Consider the following 13,363-nt stretch of genomic DNA (forward strand, 5'->3'; position numbering starts at 1 on the left):
CTCCTAAGTTTTTACTATGTCTATCTTTAATTTTATCTTTCCTTGCTTAGAAAAACCTAAAAACTCGTTTAATCGAATTCTACCGTGTTTTCTCACACTAATCAATTGCCCAATTTCAACTGTCCGACTTGGTTGATCGGATTGGAGATAATCCAACTTTACATGCCCTGCTTCTATCAACTTATTCGCAGTAGAGCGTGAAAGATTAAAAGCAACCGCAACCAACTTATCCAGTCTCAAACTGGAAACAAGAACATCTTTTGAACGCCAGTCCTGTTGGTTCAATAATTGAACTGACAGCCATGAAATTTCTCGTACCTTGACAGGAACACGAGCAATTTTGGTGATAGACTGTTGAGCAATCTGTCCAAACTTTTCATCTAAAAACACCAAAAGCTGTTCTTCATTGACAATGATATCACCCAAGTATTCTCTTTTAATCCCCAATTGATTTAGAAAAGTTCCTAATACTTGAGAATGAGAAAGAGTATGAAACTTTCTTGAAAAAGATAAATCAAGAGCTGTTAGCCTAAAATCCTGAGTATCTATTTCATAGTAACTTGGAGCAATAATGACTCTCGAATGTTCAGTTGGCAAGAAGTCACGACTTGAAAAAGTTTGTAATTGATAATAATGCGCAATTTTAGATACAATATCATCTTGTCGGGGATGTAGAAAGTGCGTTAATCTATAGGAATATGTATCTTCAACTTGCTGACACATATCCATTATTTTCTCAACGAATTCCCTTTCTTCCTTGGCAAAATGTTGCATTATTTGTTTATCATTTTTCATGATTAAGCTAGCAAAAGCAGGATGCGAATCAGTATACGAGTTCCAATGTTGAGTGCAATCATTGCAACCATAACTGTCCAATCCAAGCCCATGAACTGTAGATTGAGCCGTCTAAACGGCTTTAATATAGGTGCCACAGCCCACTGAATCAAACGCCCCAATGGAGTCGCATAGAGATTGGGAAACCAGCTCAATAATGCATATGCCAATAAAAAATACGAATAAATTTCTACAATTTTTAAAATAAGAAAAATCAAAAATTGCATAAAATTTACCTCTTCATATCAAAATCAAATTGTGAATCTTGATTCGCACCGACATTTGTGTTACGGAGTTCCTCAATATGCACCGTTACATTTACAGGGGTTAACAGCCACATTGTATTTGAAACTTTCTTTAAATTTCCAGAAAGAACTGATCGTGCCCCATCCAAATAATCCAAACAACGGCGTGCCTGTTGTTCAGACATGTATTGGAAATCAATTAAAATACTTGCATTATCCAACAAGAGATTAACCATTTCTGGTGCATCTTCATAACGTTTTGGAAACTTAATATCAATTGTTGATTTCAAATTACCTTGTTCGCTATGAGACATTAATTCTTGCTGACGATCATGTAAGCGTTGCAACCGCGACTCCGATCCACTGTTTACATCCCCTCGTGATTCGCCACGACTTGGTCTTTCAACAGGTCTGCTGATCGGTTTTATTGTAGCAGCATGCATTGCTGGTCGTTTATTACCAGTAGAATTTGCTTGGTACTGTTCATCAACCTCGTTTGCATCTTCTACTTCAAAATAGTTAACTAAATTTTTAAATGTATCTTTAATTCCCATACCTACTTCATCCCCTATTCAGTAAAAAATGCAGAGCCTACACGGACAAAGGTTGCCCCATGTTGTATTGCCTGTACATAGTCACCGCTCATTCCCATACTTAATTCAGTAAATGGCATATGCGGTATGTTTCTTGCTGAAAGTGTTTTATGTATCTCATTCATTTTTGAGAAAATTTCGTTTAATTCTTCTGAATCAGCATCAAAAGGTGCCATTGTCATCAAACCAACAACTTCCACTTTCTCAAAAGGGATCAATTGAGGAATAATCTCCTCTAATTCATCAATAGAGAAGCCATGCTTACTTTGCTCACCTGAAATATTCAATTGTAAGAAGCATTTAATCGGTTTTTCTGCACGTTTATTGATCTCCTCAGCTAATTTGACTGAATCCAAAGCATGAAAGTAATCGACATAATTGATCACATCTTTCACTTTTCTTCTTTGAAGTGTACCAATCAGATGCCAAGTCAATTCTTGATCAGATAAGGCATGATACTTGTCTAAAAATTTATCAACACGATTTTCACCAATATGATGAATACCTGTTTTAATCAATTCTCTAACAATAGAGCTGTCAACATATTTTGTGACAGCTATGACATTCACTGATTGACTAGGCCGATGTGCATTTTTCTCTGCATGTTCAACAGTAGCAAACACATCATCTCTATTTTTTTGTAGATTCATTTTAACGATTTCTGAAAAATGGCGGTGTATCTAATTCGTCCTCATCCGCATCCATTGTAAATTTTTCAACGGAAACACCAGATTGTGGTTCTGCTTCTGTAGAACGGATTAAGTTTTCACGACGTAAATCCCATTCACCAAATGCTGATGCTTTTGGTGACTCAGGTTGAGTCACATCACGGCTAGCAGACGGCGTAGGATTGGTTGGTAAATCAAAATGCTGAGTGCGACGAGGTGCTACATGCTCTGATACACGTGAACGGCTAGCACGCTCTGTTGGTTCTTCACGAACACCAGTTGCAACCACAGTTACTCGGATTTCATCTTTCATTGACTCATCGATTGATGTTCCCAACCAAATATTGACACCTTGTCCAGCTGCTTGATTTACAATCTCTGAAGCTTCTTCGGCTTCTGTCAACGTCATATCGTAACCACCAGTTACGTTGACAATGACATCTTCAGCACCATCAATTGTTGTTTCAAGAAGTGGTGAATAAATGGCTTTACGAGCCGCTTCAACAACACGATCTTCACCTGTACCGATACCAATACCCATAAGAGCATTTCCTTTGTTTTCCATCACTGTCTTCACATCAGCGAAGTCCAAGTTGATCAAACCAGGATTCGTAATCAAATCGGTAATCCCTTGTACACCTTGACGGAGTACGTTATCAGCCTCACTCAAGGCTTCCAACAATGGAGTTTTCTTATCAACAATTTCAAGCAAGTTGTTGTTTGAAATAATCAAGAGTGTATCTACTTGTTCACGAAGACCTTCAATTCCTTCAATCGCAAAGTTGCCACGCTTGTTTCCTTCAAATCCAAATGGACGTGTTACAACCGCAACTGTTAAAGCACCCAAATTTTTTGCAATGCGTGCAATCACTGGAGCTGCCCCTGTACCAGATCCACCGCCCATACCAGCAGTAATGAAGACCATATCAGCTCCTGAAAGAACATTGGTCAAAGCTTCTTCACTCTCTTCAGCTGCTTTGCGACCAACTTCAGGCTGACCACCAGCACCCAAACCACGAGTCAATTTAGGACCCAATTGGACAACTGTTTCTGCCTTTGAGCTACTCAATGCTTGTACGTCTGTGTTGGCTACGATAAATTCAACACCAGCCACACCTTCTTCAATCATACGGTTGATGGCGTTACCACCGCCACCACCGACACCAATTACTTTAATGACAGCACCATGACTTGCTGCTGCTTCAAATGAAAATGCCATAGTTTTTATCACCTTTTCTATACTTATTCAAACATGCTACCAAACAAACCACGAAGACGATCTGTGAAATTGCTTCTTGTCGCTGATTGTGTTTCATCATGCTCTTCTTCAAAATCATGAAGAGATCTTTCATTATCCTCGTTTGTCTCAACAGGAATAGTCACCTCAGGTTGAATAGTTGGAACAACTCGAGGACGAGAAACAGTAAAATCAATAGGTTTTTGACGCAAATCAGCTTCACCATTTACCGCGCGCTGTGCAATCTTTTCAACTTCTTCTAAACCACCAACATATTCAACAAAACTAATCACGCTAGCAAAAGCAGGATTGCGGATACCAATTTGATTTGGAACAAAAAGTTTTGTATTAGCTCCCAATACTTCTTGGGCCAATTCTGCGATACCTGGTAAAATGGCACCGCCACCAACCAAGACAACACCGCCTGGCAAATCAAGAGCACGAGTACGTTCCAAATCCTGTCTTACTCGGTCAAAAATTTGACGAAGACGGGCTGAAACAACTTCTGATAAATAACGTTCTGTTACTTCAACAGGTGTGCTTTCTCCAATCACCTCAACAGTGAATTTTTCCTTATCACTTGCATCCTGCGGATATGCAATTCCGTAGTTGAATTTAAGGTTTTCTGCAATACTTTGTGACGTTGTCAATACCTTAGAAATATCCTTAGTGATGTAGTCTCCACCTTCTTGGTAAATATTCGTATATTGCAACTCTTGGTTTCTCATAACTGCTACAGTCGTTTGACCTCCACCAAGATCAATCACTGTTGCACCAAATTCACGTTCTCCTTCATTCAAAACAGAGCGTGTAAGAGCAAGTGGTGAAATCACAATGTTCTCAACCTGAACACCTGCACGTTCAACTGTTTTTCGTAAGTTATGAAGAATGGTACGTGGTCCAGTATAAAGCATGCCACGCATTTCCAAACGAATCCCCATCATACCACGAGGATCTTTAATCCCTTGGAAGCCATCTACAACGAACTCTTCTGGAATGAAGGAAATAACTTCGCGCTCAGGTGTCATACTCTTTGTTAAAGCAGACTTCACTACATTCTCAACATCTAAATCTGTAATTTCTTGAGAATCTGTTGTGACAGGAATCATCCCTTGGGTTGGTTCAATTTGCAATAGATTTGCTGGTAAACCAACATTTACTCTATCAATACGAATTCCTGATTTTTCTTCTGCTTGTTCTAGTGCTTTTTTAATCGCACCTGCCGCTACATCAATATTTACAATAATGCCATCCTTAACGCCAGCGCTTTTTACGCTACTAACTCCGATCACATTCATTTCATTATCTGTATATTCAGCCACCAAGACTTTAACGGAGCTTGTACCAATATCTAAACCCGTAAAAAAGCCGCTTTTTACCATTCTATCCGTCCTCTCTTACTTTCAACTTTAACAAACATAATTCCAATTTTCAAAAAATAGTGCAATTAGTCATCTTTTATTATATCATATCTTCTAGAAAAAAAGTGTCTCGAATGGCTTTTTCTAAGAAAATTTCTATATTTTTATTGACTAGTTTTGACATATCGATAGATTCCTACTTCCATATCTATGACAGACGGTTCGACAATATCCAACACAATTTTTGAATAGTATGGCAACTTGGTATCAATTTCACTTAAAGGAACCAAAATCGTATTGCCATCTGTCATGGTCAAAGTCGATAAATCCGCTGTAACTTTGCTTGGTGTTAAAGTGATTTCTTGAATCTTGGAAGTAATTGTTTCATCCACCTTGGCCAGTTGCTCCGCAAGCGATTTGATTGATGCCTTATCTGTCAATTTTACTAAAAGATAGGTTTCAGGAAGTTGATCTGCTGGGATTGCTTCGCTAGCTATTTCTCCACTGGAAAGAATCCGATAATATTGACTGTTTTCTTCCAGATAACCTATCAACTTATACTCTTTAACGTGAATAGTAAAGGCATTTGGAAAACGATAGGCTATGGTTGCTTCAGAAATCTCGGGACTTGCTTTTTTGATGTTCTCAGCATAATTTTTTGCATTCAATGCTATCGTAACAATATAATCCTGATTCGAAATCAAACTGAGCTGTTCGACCTCTTGGGCAGTTAACCTCTCATTCCCTTGTACGGAGATGATTTTGTCCTTACTAAATGGTGTGATAAAATACAGCGAAAGCAAAAACAGAACCAAACTACCCAGCAAAACTGGGATTGCTTTTAAAAGGGCCATTCTAGGAAGTGGATCCTTTTTCTTTAAAGTAACCAGTTCTTGTTCTAATGCATCATCCGTTATTTCAGTTGGTGTTTCATTCGTTTTCTTGTTTTTTTTCCAGCGTTTTAGGAAGCCATTTTTTTTCTTTTCCGGTTCATCTACAGGAACAAAAACTTCTTCATCTTGCTGATTTTGTTGCTCCAAATAAGCTTGATGCCGTGATTTCCATTGTTCAAAGAAGGCACTTTTTTCATCATCTGAGGCATCCATTGTTGGAACAGAGGAATCTAAATCAAGAGATGGCTCTGAATTCTTATTTTCTACCAACTCTTTTGGGTCTTTTTCATCCATACCTCATCTACCTTCCTATATCTTCCATTAACAAGCGATAAAAACTATCAACTGACTGTATTTCAGTAGATTGTTCCATATTTTGGATATAAAAGTCTTTGTTTTCTAGCAAAGCTTCCACCTCAGACAACAAGGTATCAACTGTAAATTGCTCCTCACTAATTTGTCGAGAGTAACCTTTTTTCTCCGCATACAGAGCATTTTCAATCTGATCTCCACGACTTGCTTGACGGCCGAGTGGAACGATGAGATGCAATTTTTTCATTGCAATCAATTCAAATAAGGTATTGGAACCACCACGTGTCACCACGACATCCGCAAAATCCATCAAGGGTTGATAAAGCTCCGTAATATAATCTACACGATAGATATGTTTATCCAGTTGGTTGAGTCGTGCATCGCCAGTCAAGTTAATAATATTGAAACCATCTGTCAATATCTTAGCATGCTGGCTGATTAAATTATTAAATACCTTAGCTCCACCAGAACCACCAACAAATAATAAAGTCGGCAATTGTTTGTCAAAATGGCTTAGGATTTCAGGTAATTGGATTGGAGTAACCTTGTCTGTTTGCTGCCCGACCTTGGTCACTGCCCCAACGTGTTTTACTTTTGCCAGTTCTGATGGTTGCTCAAAGGTACTATACATTGTCGTCGCAAACTTATAGGCAATTTTATTGGCTAGTCCCATCGACAAATCAGATTCGTGGATAAAGACCGGTACTCTTAACAAGTTTGCTGCGATAACTGGTGGTACAGAAACAAAGCCACCTTTTGAAAATAGGGCTTGAGGACGAATTTTGGCAATAATCGCAATGGATTGAAGAATGCCAAACCCAACCTTGAATACATCCACCATATTTTGGAAAGAGAAATAACGACGCAGTTTCCCAGTAGCGATGGAATGAAATTGGACATCTAAGCCAGAATTTTTAATTTGCTCATACTCAATCCCATTTCGATCCCCAATATAATGCACTTCCCAACCATCTTTGATGAAACGAGGCATTAAAAGGAGATTGAGCGTCACGTGTCCAACTGTTCCTCCACCTGTAAAAACAATTTTTTTCATATTTTATTTACTTAACTCCTCATAGGTTTGTAGGAATACATCGCCACGTACCTCAAAATTAGGATACATATCCCAACTTGCATTTGCAGGGCTCAAAAGGACAACATCCCCTGGTTCAGCAACTTTAAAGGCCTTACGAGTAGCATCCGCAATCTCATCAGCCGAGATATAGCCAACACCAGCTTTTTCAGCAGCCCGTTGCACACGTGGTGCTGACTGACCTAAGATAACCATCTTCTTCAAGCCTACAAGATCTGGTACTAAATCATCAAATTCATTGCCACGATCCAAACCGCCCGCAATCAATACTACCTTTTGATTATCAAATCCTGAAAGAGCTTTTTGAGTTGCTAATATATTGGTAGACTTGCTATCGTTATAGAATGACACATTGTTTATTTTACCAACAAACTGTAGGCGGTGTTTCACACCACCAAATGCAGACAAACTCTCTTGAATCGCCTGATTCGTTACTCCCAAAATCTTGGCAACTGCAATGGTAGCCAAGGCATTTTCGATATTATGAGCTCCTGGGACACCCAGCTGATCTGCGTCCATGACATATTCACCCTTGAAGTACAATTTTCCATCAGCTAAATATGCACCATCCACCTCTTCCAAGGTTGAAAATGGCACAACATTGGCTTTGGTATGTAGAGCCAATTCTTTGATTTCAGCTTGATTGACGTTCAAGACAATGAAATCCTCTTCTGTCATTTGACGTTGAATCATCCATTTCGCAGCCACATAGTCTTCAAAAGTCCCATGGTAATCAATATGGCTTGCAATCAAATTTGTCAGTACTGCAATATGAGGTCTGAACGATTCTGTTCCCATTAGTTGGAAAGAAGACAACTCCATGACCAAAGTATCGTCCTTTGTTGCTGTCTGTGCCACAGATGAAGCGGGATAGCCAATATTCCCACATAATTTAGCAGGTTTGTGTCCAGCATTTAAGACTTCAGCAATCATAGTGGTTGTAGTTGTTTTTCCATTAGAGCCAGTAATGCCGACAATTGGAGCCTCTGAAATCAAATAAGCCAATTCAACCTCAGTCCACACAGGAATTCCTTTTTGCAAAGCCTTTTCAACCATCGGATTATCATAGCGAATACCTGGATTTTTCACAACAAGCGCAAAATCTTCATCCAGTAAATCCAAGGGATGACTTCCACAAATGACACGAATCCCTTCTTCTAACAATGATTGTGCCGTCGGATTTTCATCAAATGGTTTTCCATCATTCACTGTCACAATCGCACCCAATTTATCCAATAAACGAGCAGCTGATTCACCAGATTTTGCCAATCCCAAAACTAATACTTTTTTATTTTTAAATTGTTCAATCATTTTCATATACTTTACCTTTGACTTTCTAACACTCTATTTTACCTTGAAATAGCACCATTTTCAAGACATAGGGGTAGAAAGTCTATATCAATTAGGTAACAACCCATCATCAAATAGTAACCTTTACGAAATTTGATAAAATCAAAAAAGAGGGAGTAACCTTCCCTCTTTACATAGATGATTTTTATTTCAATCCATCTTTCGGATATTGACCATTCAATTTGAAATCAAAACCAACTGCAGATGGAAATTGTACATTGCTATTTGGTTTATTGAAAAGAATTTTCACATTCTTTTCTGCATATTCTTCTGGTAAGTCAATAAAGAAATGACCATCATTTCCTTTTATCATTGGTTTTCCAGGCCATGCCCCAAGGGGACTTTGGATCGGATTTCCGTAATATGCATAGACATTGGCAGCATCCCAGCCACCAGGATTTTCAAACTGAATCCGGGTAAATCCTTCCTCTGGTAGGACAGGATAACGGTTCCCAGTCTGATCATACAAATGTCCTAACTCAATCGTAAAGCCAGCTTGATTTTGCGTAGGATATTGTACCTTAGTCTCAGGATTATTGAAAATAATTCTTCCCCCCACCAAATCAACAGACAATTCAATATAGTAGCCATGCTCATCCTTGGTCATCTCTTTCCCTGGCCAAGTGCCAACAACAGGTTGACCTTTTTGGTCATAAACATAGGCATAGACCTTTTTCCATTTCTGAGGATTGCTAAAATACACACGTGTAGCGATCTTTTTCTCATCTACACTCACTTTGGTTCCAACTTCGACAACTTTTGGAGTTGGTTCCGTTACAACCACTTCCTTCACTTTTTCACGACTAGCTTCAACCCCATTTTTATAGGTCACTTTATAGGTAATCTCTTTGCTACCAGCTTTACCTTCAGAAAGGGTATTGGTCACACCCTTGTCCACCTCAGGGTTTTCCACCGTTTTCGTTTCAAATGGAATGGATTCTGTAACAACCTCCTCTTTAACCGTAACTTCTTCTGCCACTTTCAAACCAGTCTTAGAATAAGTTCCTTTTGCAACAAAATCAAAACCAACAGATTGAGGGTATTGGCCCCCCCTGTTATTGCTGAATAAAACTTTCACACCCAATGTGCTGTATGTTGAAGGTACATTTAGAGCATATGCACCTGATACCTCTTTTGTCATCTTAGTACCGGGCCATGCTCCAAGAAGGTGGTTGCCTTTGGCATCATACATATAGGCATAGACTTCTGTCCAATTGTCTGGATTATCGAAATAGATTGTCGTTTGAGTAATTGGCTCTTCTGGAAGCTCCACCTTTTTTTTCGTGATGGTATAGGTTTTTGTAACGGACTGGTTATCCAATGATGTTGCAGCCAATGTCAATGTTACACTGCTACCTGCTGCTAAATTTTGACCAACTGTAATGGTTTGTCCGTTGCTGAATGTGACAGCAGGACCATTTCCTAGCTTGTAAGAAGCCGTCTTCGCATTGGCCACTTCCAATGTCAATGTTGCGGTATCGGAGATTTCAATTGTATCCGTAGATTGATCTTTCACTCCAAGAACAACAGGTTTCACTGGCGCTTCCTTTACCGTCACTTGACAAGTCGCCACATGTGAACCATCCACTGTTGTTACAGTTATTTCCGTTTTTCCAGCCTTGATTGCTTTTACAAGACCATCCGGTGACACAGTCGCAATATCTGACTGACTAGAAGTCCATGACAATCGTTTATTGGTCGCATCACTTGGTGTAACTGTTGCTGTTAATTGTTCGGATTGATTAATATCAAGCTCTAAACTTGCTTGATTCAAGGTTACGCCCTCTACCGCCTTCACGTCAGCAGACTCATAGGTTGACCATGAAGATGAACCAAAATCATAGAGAGTCTTTGCCACATCAATTGTCAAATCTTTGGTTTGTTGGCTACCGTTATTAAAAATAATCTTGTCGTAATTAGTCTCAGGAGACAATTCAATACTATAGATTCCATCTCCTAAAGCAACCATGGATTCACCTGGCCAAGCTGCATTTTTCGGAATTGGATTGCTGGTTGAATCCCATGCATAGGCATTTACTGTCGCCCAATTAGCCGTATTTTTGAAGTAAATGGTTGTTGCATTCGTATTCTTTTCAACGGTTACTTCACATTGAGCCTTATGATTGCCATACCGACTTGTCACCGTAATCGTTGCTGTACCAGGTTTCAGAGCAGTCACTTTTCCAGACTCATCCACCTTAGCCACTGTTGGATCCGAACTTTCCCAAACTACCTCCGGATAAGTGGTATTTTCTGGTTCAACCTTAGCCTGTAATTGTTCCGATTCCTTGGTCAATAGAGTCAGACTATTCTTATTTAATGTGATAGAAGTTGGCTTGATAATGTCTGGATTTTCTTCAACCGTCACTTGAATCGTTTTTTCAATGCCATTTGTGGTTTTTACAGTTACTGTCGTTTTCCCTACAGATACACCGGTAATTTCACCATTTGAAACCGCTGCAATATCTGGATTTTTTGAAGTCCATTTTACAATAGGAGAAGCACCCACAGGACTTACTTTAGCCGTTACTTTTGTAGAAGTTGCTTCCTTGATGGTAACGGATGACGTGCTCACTTCCAAGTTTGTAGGTTCTACAACTGAAATTTGGCCATTATCAATCGGTACAACTACGCCACCATCAGTCAAATATTGACCATTCGGAATGACACGGCCTGTGGCAGGTGTCTTGCTTGTATTTAACACATAGACCTTCATGTTTCCTTTACCAGAAACTTGAGCTGTTAATGTGCCATTTGACACCACTTTTGTATCGCCTGTAACAGCATCTACATAGGTACCATTTGGGATTCCTGAGAAGGTTGCATTGCCTGAAATAGCCACCAAGGCGAAACTATCTGTCTTATCATCTGTATACCGTCTCTTGAAAGCCATATTTCCTGAGATACCATCAGTAGAATATTGCCCTTTTCTAAGAGCAGGAATAGCTTGGCGGAGACGATTGAGACGAATGATATGTTGAGAAAGAGGAGCCTGTAAAGTCTCAGCAACTTTTCCACTCAGATTTCCAAACTCTGTAAAGTCAGTCGTATCGACATTTCCTTCAAGGTAATCCCCGTAATAAGCACGACCTGTTGCACTCAAAGGCGCATTCGGCCCAACATCTATTGGTTTTCCAGCTTGAAACTCTACTTCACTACCATAGTAAAGCGTCGGAATCCCACGGAATGTAAACATCAATGAGAGATTTTCTGCCCAAGCATCTGTACCACCATTGTAACGAACTGTTTGTGAATTATCTGGTCCATAATCGTGTGAATCAACGTAAACCACATTCCAGGTCGCATCGTTGAAATAAGGATCCTGCGATTTTGCCGTATTGAAGGCTTGGTTGGCATTGTCAAAGGACCAGTGCATTTGGAAATCAATCGCACCGAGATCTGATTTTTGAGAATAATCTGTTGCATGGTAATCATTGCCATTCAACAACGCATTGGAAGAAGTCGGTTGATTCCCTGTATTCATATGATCAAGATAGTGAGACTCGACTAACTTTTCATTGGTCGCCAAATCGGTATCGCTCCATCTTGCCTTATAACTTGCATCCGTATCCCAAGTGTAGAAAGAGGTTGAAATCGGCGGAGCATCACGGTACCAGACATCGTGTCCTTTTGTACAAATCTCCCCGAACATATAAAAATCATTGTTCCCATTCGCTTCAGCTGCCCCTTGTAACTGAGGAAGGAAGGTGGTATTTAAGGTCAAACGAGATAAATGCTTCACCGTATCAACACGGAAGCCATCCACACCCATATTGATATATTTCTTATAGGCATCAATGAGGTAATTGTAGACCAGCGGATTTTCCGTTTCCAAATCAAAACAGTCATCCGCAATCGTTTTCCGCTGAGCTTCATAGTTATCCCAGTCACCGCCTCCCGCAAACCCATTATGGTGGTAAATATTCAGCGGATCTCCTGTACCATTCATAACTACCTTATTGCGAGTTGGATAATCATTGCTTGAAATTTGGGTTTTCAGACTTTCTCCACCCAGTTCGTTCAGGCCTTCTTCACCAAAATTGGAAGTATGGTTGAAAACTACGTCCTGAATAATTTTCATCCCCTTGGCATGCACGGCATCAATCAGAGTTTGATAATCAACCCCATTGGATTCGTACCGATAGTCCACTGCGTTAAAATTAGAAGCATGGTAACCATGATAGTCATAGCCAGAATTGTTTTGGACAACAGGGGTAATCCAAATAGCCGTGAATCCCAATGCTTTAATGTAGTCTAACTGTTCAATTAAGCCGGCAAAGTCACCGCGCCAGGAAGGGTCAGTCTCAGGATTATTGGCCTTCTTGTCTTCAGACGTGCGGGCATTATTGCTTGAATCACCATCATAAAAACGAGTTGTAATCAAAAAATAGATGGTTTCATCCCGAAAATCCGTCCGTGAATTGGCATAGAGAATCCCCCGATCTTTCGCTGACAAAATACCTGTATTTTGAGTATTTGCAGAGACTGTCTGTGAATACAGGGGAAGCATGTTTGGAACGATAGCACTCGCCCCAAGCACCATTGACATGGTTAGCCTTGTTACTTTACTTGCAAACTGTTTCTTTTTCATTCGTTACCTTTATAAACATTCTTTTATCTCCAACAATTAGGAAGCACGTTACAGTCTTCCTAAAACCAAATGAAATTGTGCAACCGTTTTCATTTAAACTTAAAAAATAAAGTGGACCGATTTATCATTATCGGAAAAGCCACTTTATTTTATGGGATTTTCTTAGAATAAATTAAGTATACCGAG

At 39.6% G+C, this 13,363-nt stretch carries 10 protein-coding genes; all 10 read right to left on the bottom strand.

The genetic code is table 11. From position 1 onward, the window contains the following. Nucleotides 1–3 precede the first annotated feature (3 nt). Entirely contained in the window at nucleotides 4–795 is a 792-nt protein-coding gene (locus D2A30_08160) for an RNA-binding protein (GenBank protein ULL21547.1), read from the bottom strand. Between the two features lie 2 nt (nucleotides 796–797). Continuing rightward, complete coding sequence (locus tag D2A30_08165; GenBank protein ULL21548.1) at nucleotides 798–1,061, bottom strand: YggT family protein; 264 nt, start codon at nucleotides 1,059–1,061, stop codon at nucleotides 798–800. A gap of 5 nt (nucleotides 1,062–1,066) precedes the next feature. Next, nucleotides 1,067–1,633 (bottom strand): DUF552 domain-containing protein, encoded by a 567-nt coding sequence (locus D2A30_08170; protein ID ULL21549.1) that lies wholly within the window; start codon nucleotides 1,631–1,633, stop codon nucleotides 1,067–1,069. Nucleotides 1,634–1,647: 14 nt separating this feature from the next. Next, nucleotides 1,648–2,322 (bottom strand): YggS family pyridoxal phosphate-dependent enzyme, encoded by a 675-nt coding sequence (locus D2A30_08175; GenBank protein ULL21550.1) that lies wholly within the window; start codon nucleotides 2,320–2,322, stop codon nucleotides 1,648–1,650. A gap of 1 nt (nucleotide 2,323) precedes the next feature. Continuing rightward, nucleotides 2,324–3,559, bottom strand: a complete 1,236-nt coding sequence (gene ftsZ, locus D2A30_08180; GenBank protein ID ULL21551.1) for a cell division protein FtsZ — start codon at nucleotides 3,557–3,559, stop codon at nucleotides 2,324–2,326. 23 nt (nucleotides 3,560–3,582) lie between these two features. Continuing rightward, entirely contained in the window at nucleotides 3,583–4,959 is a 1,377-nt protein-coding gene (ftsA, locus tag D2A30_08185) for a cell division protein FtsA (protein ULL21552.1), read from the bottom strand. 143 nt (nucleotides 4,960–5,102) lie between these two features. Further along, on the bottom strand, nucleotides 5,103–6,125 hold the full coding sequence (locus D2A30_08190; protein ULL21553.1) for a cell division protein FtsQ: 1,023 nt from the start codon (nucleotides 6,123–6,125) through the stop codon (nucleotides 5,103–5,105). Between the two features lie 7 nt (nucleotides 6,126–6,132). Continuing rightward, nucleotides 6,133–7,197, bottom strand: a complete 1,065-nt coding sequence (locus D2A30_08195) for a UDP-N-acetylglucosamine--N-acetylmuramyl-(pentapeptide) pyrophosphoryl-undecaprenol N-acetylglucosamine transferase (GenBank protein ULL21554.1) — start codon at nucleotides 7,195–7,197, stop codon at nucleotides 6,133–6,135. Nucleotides 7,198–7,200: 3 nt separating this feature from the next. Continuing rightward, nucleotides 7,201–8,553, bottom strand: a complete 1,353-nt coding sequence (locus D2A30_08200) for a UDP-N-acetylmuramoyl-L-alanine--D-glutamate ligase (protein ULL21555.1) — start codon at nucleotides 8,551–8,553, stop codon at nucleotides 7,201–7,203. Between the two features lie 178 nt (nucleotides 8,554–8,731). Continuing rightward, nucleotides 8,732–13,177, bottom strand: a complete 4,446-nt coding sequence (locus D2A30_08205; GenBank protein ID ULL21556.1) for a hypothetical protein — start codon at nucleotides 13,175–13,177, stop codon at nucleotides 8,732–8,734. Between the last annotated feature and the right edge of the window lie 186 nt (nucleotides 13,178–13,363).

It is taken from the genome of Streptococcus suis (genome assembly GCA_022354845.1).
In the GTDB taxonomy this organism is placed as follows: Bacteria; Bacillota; Bacilli; order Lactobacillales; family Streptococcaceae; genus Streptococcus; species Streptococcus suis_AA.

Bases quoted from the DNA above. Each gene is read 5' to 3' on its own strand.
- D2A30_08160 (ULL21547.1), bottom strand. From the start codon at position 795: ATGAAAAATGATAAACAAATAATGCAACATTTTGCCAAGGAAGAAAGG.
- D2A30_08165 (ULL21548.1), bottom strand. From the start codon at position 1,061: ATGCAATTTTTGATTTTTCTTATTTTAAAAATTGTAGAAATTTATTCG.
- D2A30_08170 (ULL21549.1), bottom strand. From the start codon at position 1,633: ATGGGAATTAAAGATACATTTAAAAATTTAGTTAACTATTTTGAAGTA.
- D2A30_08175 (ULL21550.1), bottom strand. From the start codon at position 2,322: ATGAATCTACAAAAAAATAGAGATGATGTGTTTGCTACTGTTGAACAT.
- ftsZ (ULL21551.1), bottom strand. From the start codon at position 3,559: ATGGCATTTTCATTTGAAGCAGCAGCAAGTCATGGTGCTGTCATTAAA.
- ftsA (ULL21552.1), bottom strand. From the start codon at position 4,959: ATGGTAAAAAGCGGCTTTTTTACGGGTTTAGATATTGGTACAAGCTCC.
- D2A30_08190 (ULL21553.1), bottom strand. From the start codon at position 6,125: ATGGATGAAAAAGACCCAAAAGAGTTGGTAGAAAATAAGAATTCAGAG.
- D2A30_08195 (ULL21554.1), bottom strand. From the start codon at position 7,197: ATGAAAAAAATTGTTTTTACAGGTGGAGGAACAGTTGGACACGTGACG.
- D2A30_08200 (ULL21555.1), bottom strand. From the start codon at position 8,553: ATGAAAATGATTGAACAATTTAAAAATAAAAAAGTATTAGTTTTGGGA.
- D2A30_08205 (ULL21556.1), bottom strand. From the start codon at position 13,177: ATGAAAAAGAAACAGTTTGCAAGTAAAGTAACAAGGCTAACCATGTCA.